This is a genomic window from Acetobacter pomorum (assembly GCF_002738225.1).
GTDB classification, from domain to species: Bacteria; Pseudomonadota; Alphaproteobacteria; order Acetobacterales; family Acetobacteraceae; genus Acetobacter; species Acetobacter pomorum.
This window is the reverse complement of the sequence record NZ_PEBQ01000093.1, coordinates 299,134-316,568: the sequence shown is the minus strand read 5'-3', so window position 1 is coordinate 316,568 and position 17,435 is coordinate 299,134. Positions and strand designations below refer to the sequence as shown.

At 53.7% G+C, this 17,435-nt stretch carries 14 protein-coding genes; 5 read left to right on the top strand and 9 right to left on the bottom strand.

Going from position 1 to position 17,435, the window contains the following annotated elements; all coding sequences use genetic code 11:
• Window positions 1–37 precede the first annotated feature (37 nt).
• Both CSR02_RS07410 and hemC read right to left on the bottom strand, forming a co-directional pair.
• Window positions 38–766 (bottom strand): uroporphyrinogen-III synthase, encoded by a 729-nt coding sequence (locus CSR02_RS07410; protein ID WP_099541092.1) that lies wholly within the window; start codon window positions 764–766, stop codon window positions 38–40.
• A 9-nt stretch (window positions 767–775) separates the two neighbouring features.
• On the bottom strand, window positions 776–1,849 hold the full coding sequence (hemC, locus tag CSR02_RS07405) for a hydroxymethylbilane synthase (protein ID WP_099541140.1): 1,074 nt from the start codon (window positions 1,847–1,849) through the stop codon (window positions 776–778).
• A 145-nt stretch (window positions 1,850–1,994) separates the two neighbouring features.
• Here hemC and tsaD point away from each other — a divergent pair, with 145 nt between their 5' ends.
• Window positions 1,995–3,101 carry a tRNA (adenosine(37)-N6)-threonylcarbamoyltransferase complex transferase subunit TsaD gene (gene tsaD, locus CSR02_RS07400; RefSeq protein ID WP_099541091.1) on the top strand — a complete coding sequence of 369 codons (1,107 nt, stop codon included), beginning with the start codon at window positions 1,995–1,997 and terminating at the stop codon, window positions 3,099–3,101.
• Between the two features lie 257 nt (window positions 3,102–3,358).
• Here tsaD and CSR02_RS07395 read toward each other — a convergent pair whose 3' ends face one another.
• Window positions 3,359–5,128 carry a glycosyltransferase family 2 protein gene (locus tag CSR02_RS07395; protein WP_099541090.1) on the bottom strand — a complete coding sequence of 590 codons (1,770 nt, stop codon included), beginning with the start codon at window positions 5,126–5,128 and terminating at the stop codon, window positions 3,359–3,361.
• Window positions 5,129–5,467: 339 nt separating this feature from the next.
• On the opposite strand from CSR02_RS07395, the gene CSR02_RS07390 reads away from it, so the two are divergent.
• The gene (locus tag CSR02_RS07390; RefSeq protein ID WP_099541089.1) at window positions 5,468–6,289 is read left to right on the top strand and encodes a 23S rRNA (adenine(2030)-N(6))-methyltransferase RlmJ; all 822 of its coding nucleotides are present in this window, start codon (window positions 5,468–5,470) and stop codon (window positions 6,287–6,289) included.
• A 15-nt stretch (window positions 6,290–6,304) separates the two neighbouring features.
• On the opposite strand, the gene CSR02_RS07385 is transcribed toward CSR02_RS07390, so the two are convergent.
• The 3 genes from CSR02_RS07385 to CSR02_RS07375 are packed head-to-tail and all read right to left on the bottom strand — an operon-like array spanning window position 6,305 to window position 10,833.
• Complete coding sequence (locus CSR02_RS07385; RefSeq protein WP_042788547.1) at window positions 6,305–7,042, bottom strand: MarC family protein; 738 nt, start codon at window positions 7,040–7,042, stop codon at window positions 6,305–6,307.
• A 57-nt stretch (window positions 7,043–7,099) separates the two neighbouring features.
• Window positions 7,100–9,187, bottom strand: coding sequence for a lysylphosphatidylglycerol synthase domain-containing protein (locus tag CSR02_RS07380; RefSeq protein WP_099541088.1), 2,088 nt, complete (start codon window positions 9,185–9,187; stop codon window positions 7,100–7,102).
• A gap of 20 nt (window positions 9,188–9,207) precedes the next feature.
• Window positions 9,208–10,833, bottom strand: a complete 1,626-nt coding sequence (locus CSR02_RS07375; protein WP_099541087.1) for a lysine--tRNA ligase — start codon at window positions 10,831–10,833, stop codon at window positions 9,208–9,210.
• 158 nt (window positions 10,834–10,991) lie between these two features.
• Between CSR02_RS07375 and CSR02_RS07370 the strand changes: the two genes are divergently transcribed.
• Window positions 10,992–11,747, top strand: coding sequence for a competence/damage-inducible protein A (locus tag CSR02_RS07370; protein WP_042788593.1), 756 nt, complete (start codon window positions 10,992–10,994; stop codon window positions 11,745–11,747).
• 57 nt (window positions 11,748–11,804) lie between these two features.
• Here the strand turns inward: CSR02_RS07370 and CSR02_RS07365 are convergent, their stop codons facing one another.
• The 3 genes from CSR02_RS07365 to CSR02_RS07355 all read right to left on the bottom strand — a co-directional run bounded on the left by CSR02_RS07365 (window position 11,805) and on the right by CSR02_RS07355 (window position 14,113).
• Window positions 11,805–12,761 carry an acetyl-CoA carboxylase carboxyltransferase subunit alpha gene (locus CSR02_RS07365; protein ID WP_042788541.1) on the bottom strand — a complete coding sequence of 319 codons (957 nt, stop codon included), beginning with the start codon at window positions 12,759–12,761 and terminating at the stop codon, window positions 11,805–11,807.
• A 74-nt stretch (window positions 12,762–12,835) separates the two neighbouring features.
• Window positions 12,836–13,756: a site-specific tyrosine recombinase XerD gene (locus CSR02_RS07360; RefSeq protein ID WP_099541086.1), complete on the bottom strand. Its 921-nt coding sequence runs from the start codon at window positions 13,754–13,756 to the stop codon at window positions 12,836–12,838.
• Between the two features lie 3 nt (window positions 13,757–13,759).
• Entirely contained in the window at window positions 13,760–14,113 is a 354-nt protein-coding gene (locus tag CSR02_RS07355; protein ID WP_042788539.1) for a hypothetical protein, read from the bottom strand.
• Window positions 14,114–14,175: 62 nt separating this feature from the next.
• On the opposite strand from CSR02_RS07355, the gene aroB reads away from it, so the two are divergent.
• Together aroB and CSR02_RS07345 are read left to right on the top strand one after the other, a co-directional pair.
• Window positions 14,176–15,909, top strand: coding sequence for a 3-dehydroquinate synthase (gene aroB / locus CSR02_RS07350; protein WP_099541139.1), 1,734 nt, complete (start codon window positions 14,176–14,178; stop codon window positions 15,907–15,909).
• A gap of 344 nt (window positions 15,910–16,253) precedes the next feature.
• The gene (locus tag CSR02_RS07345; protein ID WP_042788538.1) at window positions 16,254–17,384 is read left to right on the top strand and encodes an OmpA family protein; all 1,131 of its coding nucleotides are present in this window, start codon (window positions 16,254–16,256) and stop codon (window positions 17,382–17,384) included.
• Window positions 17,385–17,435: the final 51 nt, after the last annotated feature.

The following is a 17,435-nucleotide window of genomic DNA, read 5'->3' as shown; positions in this document are numbered from 1 at the left end:
CAAAAAGCCTTCGCACTTACGGGTGCGGAGGTTTTTTTTATGCGGGATACGCCCCTAAAGCGTCCATAACCGCTGCGGCGGATACATGCTCTGCAACGCGTATGTTTTGCCAACCGGCCGCACGCAGCACACCGGCCACACGGCCAGATATCACCACCGCACTTGCCTGCGCAGCTAACAGATTCTGCTCTGCCTTTGGCAAAGCTGCCAACCAACTAGCCGCACTTTCTGCTGAAAAAAACAGAACCACCGCCACCTTGGCCGCCTGAATGGCTGCGCTTGTTTGCGCGTTTATGTGCTGGATTGGTTTGGCTGCATAAACAACCCGGCGCACTACCTTAAACCCGGCCTGCCTGCACCAAGCCGCAAGCTCTACGCCTTGGCCTGCCCCAGAGCATAACAGCAGACTGCCACATTGTGGCTGTTGGTGAGTTTGCAAAAGCACAACAAGCGCACGGGCATCACCATCCGCACTTTTAACATGCGTAAACCCGGCATCTCGCGCCCGTTGGGCTGTGCGATCTCCTACCGCATAAACCGGTATATCCAGCGCCTTGACCTGCTGGGCCGCATGCGCCACGGCAGAAACAGCCTGCCCGCTGGTAAGGAGTATGGCTGCGGGTAATTTATGCGGCAGGCGCAACGTATGCCGCTGCACAACCAATGCAGGTGAGGCCAATGGCAACCAGCCTGCATCTGCAACGGCTGCCATTGTTTCACTCAGCCCCGGTTCCGGGCGTGTCACTATCACGCCGCGCGGATGCATGGCCTGACCTCAGTTTTCCTCAAAAATATCGGCTGGGCTATCTTTACGCAGGCTTTCACCCAGCTCCTTACCCAGTCTTGCCGCATCTTCAGGCAGGCCCGTGATGCTGCGCTTTAACAGGAAGGATCCATCTTCACGCGCCACAAGGCCCGTAAGGTGCAGTTTGGGGTCTTTCCCGTCCTCGGCGGGAAGAAGCTGGGCATACCCACCAATAGGCGTGCGGCAGGAGCCATCCAGTTCTGCCAGCAAGGAACGCTCCGCCGTGGCGACGGCGCGGGCCTCATAATCTTCAATCGCAGAGAGCAGTTCGCGCAGTTCAATATCATCTTCACGCACAGTTACGCCCACAATGCCCTGCCCTGCGGCGGGCACCATAACTGTAGGGTCCAGCACAATGCTGGCGCGTTCTGCCATGCCAAGACGCTTGAGCCCGGCAAGGGCTAACAATGTGGCCTGACACTGATGCGCCGCGAGTTTATCGAGTCGGGTCTGCACGTTGCCGCGTAGCAGACCAAATTTCAGGTCTGGGCGCACATGCAGCATCTGCGCCTGCCGGCGTACGGATGCGCAGCCAATAAGCGCGCCTTCTGGCAGGGCAGAATACGGATCATCCGGGTCGGACTGCGCAAGACCGGGGCTGAGGATCAGGGCATCACGCGCATCTTCCCGCTTGAGCGTGCAGGCCAGCACAAGGCCGGGAGGCAGCGTGGTTTCCAGATCCTTGAGGCTGTGCACGGCAAAATCAATCCGCCCATCCAGCAGGGCTTCATGAATTTCCTTTGCAAACAGGCCCTTACCACCAATTTCGGCCAGACGCCGATTTTGCACCTGATCACCCGTGGTGTTAATCTGGTGCTCCTGAAACGCGCCCATATCCCGCAAAACGGGGCAAAAGCGTGTAAGCGTGGTAAGAAAGGCGCGCGTTTGCACCAGCGCGAGGGGCGAACCCCGCGTGCCAACACGCAAAGGCAGGGTGCGGCGCCCAGAATGGCCACTCGCCTTTTTCTGGCGGGCCGCCGCTTCCGCCGCAAGTTCCTGCAACGCAGGAGAAGGGGCGGATGAGGAAGGGTAGGCTGAATCCATAAGAGTGTCTATTACCGGGAATAGAGAAAGGACAAGAAGTGATGATGCCCGGCTGGTCTGAAAAACTTGCGCGACCGAAAAAACATTCCGCCCCCGTCCATCTGTTGCGTTGGCGGAAGAATACGCTGTTTTGCATGGTGCGTCCATGAACGAAACCGCACAAAACCGCAGGCCAGATGGCCCAATATTGGCCATTGAATCTTCTTGCGATGAAACCGCATGCGCTATTCTGGCCCCAGATGGCACCGTGCTGGCACAGCGCGTTATTTCTCAGGACGGGCATGCAGATTTTGGTGGCGTGGTACCCGAAATTGCCGCCCGCGCCCATCTAGCCCTGCTGCCGAATCTGGTTAAGGCCACATTACAGGATGCCAAGATCGCTCCTGCGACTCTGTCTTTCATTGCGGCCAGCACCGGGCCGGGGCTGATTGGCGGGCTAATTGTGGGCACCGGTTTTGCCAAGGGGCTGGCATTGGCGCTGGGCATTCCGTTTGTAGCGGTCAACCATGTCGAGGCCCATGCCCTCACGGCCCGCCTGCCCGGCATTGTGCCCGATGGTGCCCCCTTCCCCTACCTGCTGCTGCTGGTTTCTGGCGGCCATTGCCAGTGCATTGCTGTAGAAGGTGTGGGCCATTACCGCAAACTGGGCGGCACGATTGATGATGCCGCAGGGGAAGCCTTTGATAAGGTTGCCAAAATGCTGGGCCTTGACTGGCCCGGCGGCCCGGAGCTGGAAAAACTGGCGCGTGAGGGCAACCCTAAAGCCATTTCCCTGCCCCGCCCACTCTGGCGGCGTGAAGGGTGCGATTTTTCTTTTTCCGGGCTAAAAACCGCCATTTCCCAAAAGCTCGCACCTTTTGGCACGGCCCCTCTGCCCCGGCAGTTTGCCGCAGATCTGGCAGCCTCTTTTCAGCAGGCCGTAGCCGATGTGGTCACAGATCGTATTGAACATGCGCTGGATATGATGCCCGAAGCCAAACTGCTGGTGGCGGCCGGTGGCGTGGCTGCAAACACGGTTTTACGTGCTGCGCTGGAAAAAACAGCCGCACAACGTGGCCTGCGCTTTGCCGCTCCGCCTTTGCGCCTGTGCACAGATAACGCCGTTATGGTGGGCTGGGCCGCACTGGAAACATGGCAAGAATCCGCAGAACGTAATCTGCCCCCCTTAAACGATCATGCCCTACGCCCCCGCCCGCGCTGGCCGCTGGAAGATATGGCCAGCCGTTTTGAGGCAGAAACATCTGGCATATGAATTTTGGTTATGTGTAATTCCCTCTCCTATATCTGAACTGAGAGAGGGCATTACACATCTAAGCGTTTTGGCAATATTTTTTACATTGCCCTCGACTCAAACAGTGCGATGCAGTGTCTGAAATGCCAATAATCCATATTTCAGACCTATACCCTGACGAACCTGAAACTTGATTGGCAGCACCCAAAACTGACCACTCGCAGTATTTCATCCTCAGAGATTCAAAGAATGAAATACTGCACAATAACCAAGACCTATTAATCGTTTTCTATTATATTTAGAAGACGGCTACAATTCTCGTATTTCCCCTCATAGGTTTTACATAATTGTAACAATTTCTCCATTCTTTCTTTGTAAGAAGATAATATTAAATTATACGCATGTAAAATATCAGCATCTTCCAGTAATTTTTCTCGTTCTTTTATGCTCTCTTCACGAGATGCAAGCATCAATTTTCCGGTCTCGTTACTATGAGTCTGTTTATATTCCTGAAAAAAGTGAGAAGAGAAAGATACCATATCTTCTATATTTATATAGATATCATCAACTACATTAGGATAATCGCCTCTATTTCGAGAAAATTTCCACACAAACTCTTCGGCTGATTTTAGAAAATAATGATAAACTATTGCATCAGACCCTGTTGGGAAATCAGAAAAAGCTTTCTCTCCTCTAATAGGACCCAGCAAAGATGTATGCGCTGATTTATCAGATTCCACAAAGATAGGATTATAAATACTGCTTGATATTGGGTAATGAGGATGAGAACCATGAAAGAAATGCGGCCTGAAGCAGGATTTAATGTGCTGATCTATGCCACCATATACATCAAATCTGGAAAAAATGGGGTCTTGGCGAAAACGGCTTTGATTGCTCGGACTTACAAAACACCAATTTATACAAATACAATCTTCTCTGGATTGGCTATGCCAAAGAAGAAATTCATTAATATTGAAAAATTTTGATTTATTGACACAGAAAAATTCATCCATATCAACAAAAGCTGACCATTCATAGTTTAATATTTCTTTATTAAACATCAAAGCATGAGAATAACTTTGCCCCTGAGCATTAGCACCCGGAGCAGCCGTACTTTTTAACCATGTAATTATTTTTTTATCCGACAAAATTTTCAATAAATTATCTGAATTATCAGTATTGTCATTACTATAAATAAATATTTTTTCAAAACCCATAGCTTTATGATGAGCTATCCAGTCAAGTATATAAACACCTTCATTTTTTATGGTTGTTACAATACATGATTTTTTTATTGGAGAAATATTTCTTCTCAGACAATGAAGGAGGGTTTCTTCTGTATTTAATTCATATCCACTATGGCTCGTTTTATCAAAACCCAAAAACTTTCCTGATATATCGTAATAATATTCTTCACCCCGACCTAATCTCATCCAAAGCATAAGTTCTATGAGAGATTTTTTTATCTCTTCATTATCTACAAGAAGATCAATAATAATTTTTGAAAAAACGTCTATTTTTTCAATACATTCACAAAGCGGTTTTTGAAAATCGAGTTCAAATGCAGCTAACAGGGCAGAAAGCAATATCTTCTTTTTTCTATCTGATAATTTGCTTTCTATTATTTTAGTAATTTCTGCTACCGTTATTGAACCTGGATTGCAAAAAAAACGCTCTTCTATAACGTCTTCTATGTTTTCTGCATCAGATTCAAGATGAATGGAAAATATTTCCCAGTCATATTTCTCATCTCTCAATCCACAGACCTGATAATCATGATCTTCTTGACAAGGTATTCCAGATAATATTTTTCCTGTTTCCAAGTGGAGAAAACTTATATTTCCATCTTCATTTATGGATGCCGCAAATGCATGCCCACAAACACTTCTTCCTCCTTCGCAAACAGAAAAATTCTCAAATTGATTTTTATCGTAAAAAATAAAGTTTTTTCCGGAAATCATCACACCGAGATCAGATTTTTTACGGGTCGAAACAAGATGTCCATTTACAACGGACAGGAAATTACCATGAAAATCCTGAATAATCATAATGAATATACCTTATAGTTGTTTCTAGCTTTGCCTGCTCTTGTAAACATTCTTATATTTCAAACCCACCAAGAAAGAAACCTACATTCTTATCTGTCAAATATAGACAGTTATGAAATAATTATTTAACACAGAGAAACATTTTTACTTTATTTGATGGGCACAGAATTAAAATTAAGAATAACGTGTACGAAAATTAATAAATCGAGTTATCATGTAATAATATCCATCATATACTCATTAATTAATCATGATATCAACTTCGTCTATTGCCAATTTTTCTTGTGAATAATATTTGAGAAAAATATTCTAACTTAATAAAATAAAGAGGTTGCCTACATGAATTACCGCCACGCCTATCATGCCGGCAACTTTGCCGACTGCATGAAGCACGCCCTACTTGTTACCCTGCTGCAAAGTTTTTTGCGCAAACCCGCACCCTTTATGGTGCTGGATACACATGCCGGAATCGGGCGCTATGATCTGCACAGCCCAGAAGCCGAAAAAACGCAGGAATGGCGCGATGGCATTGGCAAATTGTGGGATGAACCTCCATCAAGCCCACTGGCTGATTGGCTAGCACAGGTCAGGCTGGCAGGCGGCCCTCAGTTTTATCCCGGATCTCCGCTCATTATTGCACAAATGCTGCGGGCTCAGGATACGCTGATCTGCTGCGAAAAACACCCAGAGGATAAGCGTACCCTCTATCGGCTGTTTACTAATACTCCGAATGTAACCGTGCATGAGCGCGATGCTTACGAAGCCCTGCGCGCCCTCTTACCCCCCAAAACAGCCAAACGCGGGCTTGTGCTGATTGATCCGCCATTTGAGGAACAAGGCGAATTTAATCGTCTTGCACAAGCTGTGCAAACTATTCAAACACGCTTTGCCAATGCCATTATTGCCATCTGGTACCCCATCAAGCATCGCACACCAGTGCGTATTTTTCATGAAACGTTGGTGGGTGCCGGTATTCGCAATATCTGCGTGGCGGAATTGCTTATGCGCCCACCCCATAACCCGGACCAGCTCAATGGCGCAGGGTTGCTGATTGTGCGCCCACCCTTTGGCTTTGCTGAACAGGCAGGTACGCAGCTGGAGCGCCTGCAACACGTGCTAGGTGCATATGAAAGCTGTGTAACGCAACTGGTGGCAGAGTAACGCCCTTTAAGCGTGTTATCCGTGCACTTTTACGGCAAGCAGGTGCCGCCACATATCTGTGGCAAAGCCCTGCACGCCAGCCGCCAAAATCTGTACACCAATGCACAGCAGAACCAGCGCAGCCATACGGCTGACAATACGCGTGCCTGTTACCCCCAGCATGGAAACCAGTTTATCTGCGCCAGAATAGGCCGCCCACACAATGGCCACCACGCAAACGCCTGCCAAGGTGGTGCCTATGCTGTAAGCCCAGAAAGGTTCATCTGATGGGCAACCCGAACCAAGGGCAATCGCCACGGCAATGGTGCCCGGCCCTACCGTAAAGGGCATAGCAAGCGGGAAAAACGCAGCATCTGCCCAGTTAGGTGCCATAACAGTGCGGCCACCTTGCAGAGCCTGTTTTTCCTTTTGGGCTTCAACCGTTTCCGGGCTTTGCAATAAATCCCACGCACGCACGGCTACAACCAGTCCGCCTGCAACACGCAGGGCGTTAACGGTAATGCCAAAAAACGCCAGTACGATGCTGCCTAACCAGAGCGAGACCATAATGAGGCAGAAGGAATAAAAAGACACCAGCCGCGCCAGCGCCATAATTTCCGTTTGAGAACGGCCCGCGGTGGCCTGCGCAAAAATAAGCGCCGCCCCAAACGGGTTTACAATGGAAAACAGCGCAGGAAACGCCAGCAGAAACGAGGAAATGGAAGATGTGAATGCTGTTGCCGTTAACAGCATTGCGGGAAAATGAGCTGACATAACCCCTTACCACTTTGTCTAAGGCATCTGCCCGCTACCCAAGGAAACACCATTTGATCATGAAAAATCTGATGGCACCAAATTGCCTGCACCACCCTTGTACTTTTTTACAAACCGTGATGCCTGCCCGATATCATCTGCTGGATAGCAGAAATTAAATCCGCTGCCATCATTAAGTGCCCATACACTTAATCCGATATCATCGTAAATACGCAGGAAGTCATGACCCACCTGCCAGAACACAGGTTTCAGGCCTTCCTGCAAAGCCAGATCCCGCAATTTCCAGATAGCGGAAATACTGTCTGTTTCTTCTCCCGCCGGGTCACCCAACGCCACCAAATAGGCATCACGCCGATAAAGCGGCAAAATGGCCTCCCCCGCCTCCCCCGTCACATATCCCTGAGGGTGAAAAGCCTGAATATCCGGCAAGGCGTGATCCAGATTTTTGTAATGCGTGTAGGCATCCTCATCCCACTCACGCACGGCAATGCGCCCCGGCCACATCAGACGGGCCACAACAATGAGCGCCAACCCTACGGAAAGGGCGATTGTCCACCGCACCGAGCCCCGCGCCTGTGTTGCCAGCATCATCTGCCACCAGCTGCCTGATGTATCATGCCGCGTTGCCAGTGCAATAACGCACCCAAACAGCAGCAGCAGGGAAAGCAACGTACCGGTGGACAGAGGCTCGCTCAAAAGCCGGGCATGTCGGTAATAGCAGGAGCGGAAAGGCGCAATAAACAGTGCGGAAAGCCCCAGCATAACCGGCACAAAAAATGTATTGCCACGCAAAAACGTAAGCACAGCAGCCGTAAGCAACAGATACAGCGCCCCGCGCCATGCCAGCGTGACCCGCTGGGAAAGCCCGATAGCCAGACTGATAAGCACAACCCCCATAAGAGAGAGCACATAGTTGCCCCCCACACGGGCCATTGTCAGCAGGCTTTCTGGCACCATGGCAAATTTGGGCACGGGGTCCAGCATAACCAGACAAATCAGCATCACCCCGCAAAATGAAACCGTGCCCGTTGCCACAGCCACAGAAAAAGCGGCTTCACTTTCCCGCACCACCTGGCTGGGCCTGCGCTGTGCGGGAGCTGGAGCCGCTGGCGCATCGGGGCTTTTTTGTATCTTGCGGTTTTTCTTTTCTGCCAGCGCGGCGTCACCACGCAAAAACAGCTCATGCCCGGAAAACATGATCCCCGCCAGAAACAGCGGAATAATGTAATAGAAAAGCCGGAAAATCAGCACCATGCCCAAAATCTGCGGCGCGGGCATATATGGGCCCAATGCCAGCAACATGGCGCCATCAAACACACCCAGACCGCCCGGCACACTGGCCACCAGCCCGGCTGTATAAGAAGCTATGTAAATGGCCAGAAACGAGCCAAAATCCACCCCGGTACCGGCAGGCAGCAACACAAAAGCAATGCTGGCTGTGGCGGCCACCTCTGCCGTAGCCACCAATGTCTGCATGATGGCCATACGAGGAGACGGCAGCTCCACCACCCATTTGCGAAAGCGGAACTCCCGCACCTTGAACGCCATGCCGATATATGCAGCAACGCCGCACCACATCAGCGCACCAATAACCGCCAGCACAGATGCTGGCACGCGGTGGCCAATACCCGGCAACACTGTTGGTTCCCAGATCAGCACGGCGCCTATCAGCACCGCAGCCCCCAGTAGGTAAGTGGCGGAGCAGAAGGCAATAATCTGGGCTATGGCAAAGGAATTAACGCCCCAATTACGGTAAAGCCGGTACCGCACCGCAGCACCGGACACAGCAGAAAAGCCCAGATTGTGCGAAAGCACATAAGAGCAGAACGCTGCAAAAGCCGCACGCCGGAAAGGCAGCTTACTATACCCAACTTGAATGACGGCCAGTTGATCATAAAAAGAGAGGATAAAGTAAGACAGCAGCGTGCAGCCAACCGCCATCCACATCTGTCGGGCCGGAATGGCCTCCATGGCGTGGCGGATGTCTGAAATGCGCAGGTGCCGCAGTTCGTGCTGCACCACCACAATGGCAGCCACCATAAGCAGTAAGCCAAGAATATGCGGCAGATGCTTAAGCCACTTTTTCCATCTCCCTCTGCCTGAAAGCGAAGGGGGAGGAGCTGGTGGGGGTGAGGTCTGCGTCATGTAACTTGCGGCGCTACGTTTTAAACCTGCGTCTCACGCAGGAGCGCCGTATCTATCAGCGCCACGGTTTCTGCCACGCCATACAGGGCCACAAAACCACCAAAGCGTGGCCCTTCCTTCTGGCCCAGCAGCACTTCATACAAACAGGTAAACCAGCTGCGCAGCGGTTCAAACGCATGGCGCTTGCCAACCTCAAACACAAGGTTCTGCAATGTGGCGGCATCTGCGGCCTCACCCTCATACCCGCGCAGGCATTCTGCCAGATCGCTCAGGGCGGCGCGTTCCTGCTCTGTTGGCGCGCGGAAGGTTTTGGTCGGGCGCACGAAATCTGCGTAATACACTACTGCATGCTTCACCAGACACGCCAGCATGGGGTGCGTTTCGGGTGAGACAGCAGCATCATACCGGCGGATAAAGCCCCACAACACTTCTGGCGTTTCTGCATTGGCCACGCTGGCAAGGTTCAGCAACATGCTAAACGGCACTGGGCTGCCGGCATCTTCAGGAATATGGCCTTTATGGATAAACCATGCCGGGTTGGCGCGCAGGTCATTCCCCTTGGGGTTTTCGGCCTGCAGAACCTTGGCCTTATCAACATGTGTCAGATATTCATCCGCCGTTTTGGGGATGACATCAAAATACAACCGCTTAGCCCTCTGCGGCTGGTTGAACATGAACTGCCCAAGGCTTTCCGGCGGGGCGTAACGCAGCCATTCTTCAACAGAAAGCCCGTTGCCTTTGGATTTGGAAATCTTCTGACCGTTTTCATCCAAAAACAGCTCATATGTCAGCCCTGCGGGGGGTGTGCCGCCCAGAATCTTGCAGATACGGCCAGAAAGCCGCACGCTGTCTATCAGATCCTTGCCAGACATTTCATAATCAACACCCAGCGCATACCAACGCATAGCCCAGTCAGCCTTCCACTGCATTTTAGCATGGCCGCCGGTTACGGGTGTTTCAAACACCTCACCGTTTGAAGGATCTGTCCAGCGCACAGTGCCCGCAGCGGCATCTATGGCGTCCATCTTCACCTGCATCACCTCACCCGTGCGTGGGTGAAGCGGCAAAACGGGGGAATAGGTGGCGCGCCTGTCTGGCCCCAAGGTGGGCAGAATAACCTTTAGAATCTCATCATGCACTTCCAGCACGCGGCGGAGTGCGGCATCAAACCGGCCGGAGGTATAATACTGGGTGGAAGACGCAAATTCGTATTCAAAGCCGAAGCTATCCAAAAATGCGCACAGGCGGGCGTTGTTATGCGCTGCAAACGATTCGTGCGTGCCAAACGGGTCCGGCACACGGGAAAGAGGCTGGCCAATATATTTTTCCAGCATATCGCGCTGGGGCACGTTATCGGGCACCTTGCGCAGGGCATCCATATCATCGGAAAAAGCCAGCAGGCGCGAGGGGCGGCCTGTTAGGGCTGTATAGGCCTGCCGCACCCAGGATGTGCGCGCAACCTCGCCAAACGTGCCAATATGCGGCAGGCCGGAAGGGCCATAGCCCGTTTCCAGCAACGCCGGGCGTGCATCGTCCTCACCGTTGGCAATGCTGCGCACCCCAACATGATCGGCTAGTTTGCGCGCCTCCTCAAAAGGCCAGGCACGCGGAAGATCGGAAACGGGAACAGATCGGCTTTCTGACATGGCGGGAAGCTATGAACTGGACACGCTGCGGTCAATCCAAAAACGCGCAGCACAGGATGGATAGAGACAAATTTTACCATATCATTGACGTTAGCAGTCCTGCGTTTCATGCTTTATTCCTTAATCAAGAAGGCTTCAGCAAAGGACAGGCCCACCCCATGCGCCGCACTTCCGCCCTTATTCTTATTGGCAACGAAATCCTTTCCGGCCGCACAAAAGATGAAAACATCCAGTTTCTGGCCCTCCGCTTGGGTGAACTGGGGATTCCTCTGCGTGAAATCCGTGTGATTCCCGATATTCGGGAAACCATCATCAACACCGTGACAGAAATGCGCGCAAAATATGATGAGGTTTTCACCACCGGTGGCATTGGCCCCACGCATGATGACATTACATCCCCCTGCGTGGCCGAAGCCTTTGGTGTGCCGTGGGAGATTCATCCGCCCACCTTCAAACTGCTCGAAACCTATTTCGGGCCAGATGAGTTTAACGCTGCCCGCCAGCGCATGGCCAAGCTACCACAGGGGGCTACACCCATTGTAAACCCGGTTTCACTGGCCCCCGGCTTTAGCATTGGCAATGTGCACGTTATGGCAGGCGTGCCCCGCATTATGCGCGGTATGTTTGATAGCCTTGCCCCCAGCCTGCAAAAAGGCGCACCGGTGTTTTCACGCACATGGCACACAACATCGCTTTTTGAAGGCACGCTGGCTGATGGGCTGGAAGCGATCCAGAATCGTTTTCCGGATCTGGATATTGGCTCCTACCCTTTCCATCGGGAAGACGGACGGCGGGGCGTGGCCCTTGTTGCCAAAGGGCAGAACCGGGCCGAAGTGGATGAAGCCGCCAGCGCCATTCATGATCTTATCAAAACAAAAGGCGGCACCCCTATGGAAGGTGAACCGCCTGTTTGATGCTGTATGGCATTTTCCCGTTGGCCTGATTTCAGCGGGAAAACAGAAAACGCTCTGTTAGCTCAGGGCTTCACGCCCCATTGCCAAAAACTTTTCACGCCGCAATTCCTTAAGGCGTGCAGGAGCTATTGGCAGCAGCGCCTTCAATTCTTCCTTCAGTGCTTTGCCTACAGATTCTATCGCCACTGCAGGTTCACGCTGCGCGCCGCCAACCGGTTCTGGAATAATCCGGTCAATCAGCCCCAGCTTTTGCAAGTCCTGCGCGGTCAGCCGCAATGTTTCTGCAGCCGTACTGGCTTGTTTGGGGTCTCGCCACAAAATGGAAGCACAGGCTTCGGGCGAGATAACGGAGTAGATGGCGTTTTCCAGCATCATCACCCTATCCCCCGCACCCAGTGCAACAGCCCCGCCAGAGCCACCTTCACCAATAACAGTGGCTACAAGCGGTACGGGCACTTCAAAACAGGTGGCAATGGAGCGGGCAATGGCTTCGGCCTGTCCGCGCTGTTCGGCATCAATACCGGGCCATGCGCCAGCGGTATCAATAAAGGTTAGAATCGGCATTTTAAAGTGCCCGGCCATTTTCATCAGCCGTTGCGCCTTGCGGTACCCTTCTGGGCGCGCCATGCCAAAGTTATGCTGGAGCCGGGTTTCAAGGTCTGAACCGCGTTCAGTCCCGATCACCATAACAGGCACACCATCAAAGCGGCCCATGCCCCCAATAACAGCCTTGTCATCTGCAAACAGACGGTCCCCCGCCAGCGGCGTAAAGTCTGTTATCAGCGCATTGACATAGTCCTGCGTGTGGGGCCGCTGCGCATGGCGGGCCACCTGCACCTTCTGCCACGGCGTAAGCTTGGCATAGATGGCACGCAGGTGCTTTTCCGCCTTTTCAGAAAGACGGGCTGTTTCTTCTTGTATGTTGACCCCTTCAGGGTCAGTCATTTGCCGCAGCTCGTCGATCTTGTTTTCAAGTTCGGCGACGGGCTTTTCAAAATCCAGGAACTGACGCATGCACAAGCCGATAGCACAATGACGTGTAAAACCAAGTCACTTCGTGCAACCAAACATATCTGAGTGTCGATTTTTTACTTGGTGTGCGCAGAATCCGCCGCCAAAGGATGATGCGCCTGCACAGCCTGCTTAAGGCGTTCTGTCTGCACATGTGTATAAATCTGGGTGGTGGCAATGCCTGCATGCCCCAGCAACATCTGCAAGGCGCGCAAATCTGCCCCATGCGCCAGCAAATGCGTCGCGAAGGAATGGCGCAGCACGTGGGGGGAAAGACGCGCCGGATCAATTTCCGCCCGTAGGGCCACTGTATGTAAAACCCTATCAAACGCCTGCCGTGTCATAGGTTTTGCAGGGTCCCGACCGGGGAAAAGGAATGGACTTTCCAGATGCGCATCCACTTCCAGCAAAGCCTGTGCAGCTTCCCGCGCACTGTCTGAAAGCGGTACAAGCCGTTCCCGCCCGCCTTTGCCGCGCACCATGATCATGCGTTGATCCCCCGCCACGGCCTTGCGGGGCAGCGCCAGCAGTTCTGAAATACGTAGGCCAGAGGCATAAAGCAGCTCCAGGGCAGCCTTGGCCAAAATGCCGCGCCGTTTTTTGGCTAAGGATGCCCCAGCCGGTTCCGTACAGGCGTTCAGCAACGCCAGCACTTCCGATTCGGATAAAAAACGCGGCAGAGGTGTGCGGGGTTTGGGGCTATCCAGATGGGCAGCCGGGTTATCCGCCCGCATCCCCTCACGCAGCAAGAACAGATAGAATTGCCGGATACAGGATAAACGCCGTGCCACTGTGCGCCGCGCTTGCCCGCTGCCCACCAATGCGGCCATCCAGTTTTGCAACCCTTCGGTGGTGGCTGTTTGCAGGGTTTGCCCCTCCCGCGCCAGACTTTCAGCGCAGGAGGTCAGATCCGCCTCATAGGCAGCCAGCGTGTTGGGGGCGGCCGCACGCTCGGCTGCCAGCATCTCCAGAAAAAGATCAACACCCCCACTTATCATGACTTACGGATGCGCTGGGGCTGCCGGTGCGGGCGCTGTTGGTGCAGGTGCCGCAACTGGCGGCGGAGGGGCCACAGCGGCAGGCGGTGCAACAGCCGCAGGTGGGGCCGGAGGCGCAGCAGGCGTAATGGTGGGCTGTGCAGGTGCTGCTGGCACCACAGCCGAAACCACAGGCGCTGCGGGGGCAGCAGGCACAGCCACGCTTGTGGCGGCAGCAGATGTAGCCGGAGCAGCCAGCGGCAGATCACGATGCACTGGCTGAGGAATAGGTGGATGTGCGCTTACGCCCAGCGCGGCAAAACCGCCCAGAACAACCGCAAACACTGCGGCGGCAACAATCAGAACCGTGCGGTTCATGCAGCTTGGCTCCCTTAACTGATATAGGTGTGTTCTGTCTGCTGTATGTTAAGCTGTGTTCCATGTCATCACGTATCTCTTCTCCCCACTCCGAAACAACGGACCCACCACCCATTCCGCTTGATCTGGAACGGGTCAGCCGGAGCCACGGTTCTGGCATCATTCCCTTTGGCCGCAGCATTGTGCTTGTTGGGCTTATGGGCGCCGGAAAAACCACCATTGGCCGCCCCCTTGCTGCCCGTCTGGGCCTGCCATTTGTTGATGCCGATGTGGAAATAGAACGCGCGGCAGGCTGCTCCATCGCCGATGTTTTTCGCCTGTATGGCGAAGCCGCTTTTCGTGATGGAGAGCGGCGGGTGATTCGCAGGTTGCTGGAAGGCCCCCCCATGGTGCTGGCCACCGGCGGTGGCGCATTTATGGATTCCACCACCCGCGCCCTAGTGCGTGAGCGGGCTATTTCCATCTGGCTGCGCTGCCCCCTGCCTGTGCTGGTACGCCGCGTAAGCGGGCGCACGCATCGCCCGCTGCTGAACACGACATCCCCGCGTGAAGTGCTGGAAAACCTTATGGCCATCCGCCATCCGGTTTATGCCGAAGCGGATATTATTGTTGATTGTGGAGACAACAACGTGGAGCAAACAACCACGCGCGTTATGGAATCCCTTGTCCTTTCGCGCCGTCCGCTCAGATTGCCTGTAACCTTGGCGCATACATCTTATGATGTGGTTATCGGCACCAATCTGATCAGCCGCGCCGGTGCCCTGCTGGCCCCTGTGCTGCCACAGAAAAAGGTTGTCATCATTACAGATGAGAACGTGGCACCACGTTATTTGGAGCAGCTGGAAGCTGCGCTGGCAGAAACTGGCATTACCTCTCGCAGTCTGCGTGTACCGGCAGGGGAACAGACCAAGTGTCTGGAGATGTATCAGAAACTGACAGATAACATTTTAGAACATGGCATTGAGCGCCGCACCAGCATTGTTGCGCTGGGCGGCGGCGTGGTGGGCGATCTTGCCGGATTCGTGGCAGCCACCACCCTGCGCGGCCTACCCTTTGTGCAAATTCCCACCACATTGCTCTCGCAAGTCGATTCTTCAGTGGGTGGCAAAACGGGCATCAACACACGGTGGGGCAAGAATCTGCTGGGCGCGTTCCATCAGCCACTATGCGTGCTGGCAGATGTTTCCACCCTTGCCACCCTGCCGCGCCGCGAGCTGGTGGCCGGTTATGCCGAAATTGTGAAGTCCGGCCTGATTGGGGATGAAGCCCTGTTTGCATGGTGTGAGGAACATGGCGCTGCCGTGCTGGACCAAGACCCCGAAGCACTGGCAATGGCTGTACAGCAGGCTTGTGCCTTCAAGGCCCGCGTTGTGGCAGCTGATGAACGCGAACAGCAAAAAAGCAATGGCCGCGCCCTGCTGAACCTGGGCCACACATTTGGCCATGCGCTGGAAGCCGAATTGGGCTACGATGGCCGCCTTTTACATGGCGAGGCTGTTTCCATCGGGCTAAATCTGGCCTTTGCGCTTTCTGTGCGTCTGGGCCTATGCCCCCGCGCCGATATGGAACGCGTCAACCGTCATCTGGAAGCTTTGGGTATGCCCGCACATATCCGAGACCTGTCTTACACCTTCCACACGCAGGCCCTGATGGACCATATGCAGCGTGATAAAAAGATGCAGGACGGGCGCCTGTCCTTTGTGCTGGCACATGGAATCGGCCAGGCATTTACCACGCGGGATGTGCCCGCAACGGCTGTAAGAGAGGTGCTGGAAGCAGACGGCAGCGTGGCTTAAAAGCGGCAGCCACACACGGTTGTAAGGCAGCAGGTTGTAAATGTGTCACCTTGCCGCAATTCCGCCTTAATCAGGCGGGAATGAGGGCGAGATACATGCATTTGCAACATGTTATGGAAAGGGCTAGAAACTGTGGAAATACTTTTGCGTCAGAAACATATTCGTCCCACGAAATGAACTGTTGCAAATACAACACGGTTATGGCTTGTAATCACTAAGAGTATGAAGGTTCGGGTTTCTATTTTGGAACTGATCGTTTTATACGGCTTTAGGCATCTAGCTGGACCTGCCCGCTGAAATGGTTGGCGGGTTAGTCGAACAGATGAAAAATTGAGGACCAAAAAATGCGTCTCCGCACGGCGTTACTTGCAACGACACTGATGGCAGCGGCTCCGGCGGCCGCATCTGCCACCACGATTACAGGCCCGTATGTAAACGTGGCCGGTGGTTATAACCTGGTTCAGAACCAGCATGCTCACCTCAACGGTGCTAACGCTGGCGGCCCTCCTCCGGGCGGAACCTCCTCTCAGCTGCGCCATAACACGGGCTTCACCGGCTTTGGTGCTTTTGGTTGGGGCTTCGGCAACGGCCTGCGCGCTGAAGTTGAAGGCGTTTACAACTACTCCAACATTGACCACCGTCCGGGCACATCCCTGCCGGGTCATACCCGTGGGTCTGATCAGTCCTACGGTGGTTTCGTGAACGTGCTGTATGATATCGACCTGAAGCAGTTCGGTATTGATGCGCCTGTCACGCCGTTTGTTGGTGTTGGTGCCGGTTACCTGTGGCAGCACTACAACCCGATTGACACCAACTATGCTCACGGCGCTGGTCATACCCGCATCGGTGGCACAAACGGTGGCTTCGCTTACCAGGGTATCGTCGGTGCCGCTTATGACACGGGCATCCCGGGCTTCCAGGTCACCACGGAATACCGCATGATCGGTCAGCCGGGTTCCTTCATGGACGGCGCGTTCCATTACTCCGGTTCCAAGGGCACCGGCGGTAACGTGAACTTCGATCACCGCTTCAACCACCAGTTCATTCTGGGCCTGCGTTATGCGTTCGATACAGCTCCGCCGCCGCCGCCACCGGCTCCGGTTGTTGCTGCTCCGGCTCCGCTGCCCGCACGTTCCTACCTGGTATTCTTCGATTGGGATAAGTCTGTCCTGACCGGTCGCGCTCGCCAGATCGTGGCAGAAGCTGCTCAGGCTTCCACCCACGTGCAGACAACCCGCATCGAAGTTAACGGTTACACCGATAACTCTGCTGCTCATCCTGGCCCGCGCGGTGAAAAGTACAACCTGGGTCTGTCCCTGCGTCGTGCTGACAGCGTGAAGGCAGAACTGATCCGTGACGGCGTTCCGGCTTCCGCCATTGACGTGCACGGTTATGGTGAAGCTCATCCGCTGGTTCCGACCGGCCCGAACACCCGTGAACCTCAGAACCGTCGCGTGGAAATCATCCTCCACTAATTTGGTCTGTTTCCGGTTTCGGAAAAAAGAGGGGTGCCTTCGGGCACCTCT

What these genes read in the sequence shown, in the direction of transcription:
- CSR02_RS07355 (WP_042788539.1), bottom strand. Translation starts at nt 14,113, where the DNA reads ATGAACCGCACGGTTCTGATTGTTGCCGCCGCAGTGTTTGCGGTTGTT.
- CSR02_RS07380 (WP_099541088.1), bottom strand. Translation starts at nt 9,187, where the DNA reads ATGACGCAGACCTCACCCCCACCAGCTCCTCCCCCTTCGCTTTCAGGC.
- CSR02_RS07360 (WP_099541086.1), bottom strand. Translation starts at nt 13,756, where the DNA reads ATGATAAGTGGGGGTGTTGATCTTTTTCTGGAGATGCTGGCAGCCGAG.
- aroB (WP_099541139.1), top strand. Translation starts at nt 14,176, where the DNA reads ATGTCATCACGTATCTCTTCTCCCCACTCCGAAACAACGGACCCACCA.
- hemC (WP_099541140.1), bottom strand. Translation starts at nt 1,849, where the DNA reads ATGGATTCAGCCTACCCTTCCTCATCCGCCCCTTCTCCTGCGTTGCAG.
- CSR02_RS07375 (WP_099541087.1), bottom strand. Translation starts at nt 10,833, where the DNA reads ATGTCAGAAAGCCGATCTGTTCCCGTTTCCGATCTTCCGCGTGCCTGG.
- CSR02_RS07365 (WP_042788541.1), bottom strand. Translation starts at nt 12,761, where the DNA reads ATGCGTCAGTTCCTGGATTTTGAAAAGCCCGTCGCCGAACTTGAAAAC.
- tsaD (WP_099541091.1), top strand. Translation starts at nt 1,995, where the DNA reads ATGAACGAAACCGCACAAAACCGCAGGCCAGATGGCCCAATATTGGCC.
- CSR02_RS07395 (WP_099541090.1), bottom strand. Translation starts at nt 5,128, where the DNA reads ATGATTATTCAGGATTTTCATGGTAATTTCCTGTCCGTTGTAAATGGA.
- CSR02_RS07370 (WP_042788593.1), top strand. Translation starts at nt 10,992, where the DNA reads ATGCGCCGCACTTCCGCCCTTATTCTTATTGGCAACGAAATCCTTTCC.
- CSR02_RS07410 (WP_099541092.1), bottom strand. Translation starts at nt 766, where the DNA reads ATGCATCCGCGCGGCGTGATAGTGACACGCCCGGAACCGGGGCTGAGT.
- CSR02_RS07385 (WP_042788547.1), bottom strand. Translation starts at nt 7,042, where the DNA reads ATGTCAGCTCATTTTCCCGCAATGCTGTTAACGGCAACAGCATTCACA.
- CSR02_RS07345 (WP_042788538.1), top strand. Translation starts at nt 16,254, where the DNA reads ATGCGTCTCCGCACGGCGTTACTTGCAACGACACTGATGGCAGCGGCT.
- CSR02_RS07390 (WP_099541089.1), top strand. Translation starts at nt 5,468, where the DNA reads ATGAATTACCGCCACGCCTATCATGCCGGCAACTTTGCCGACTGCATG.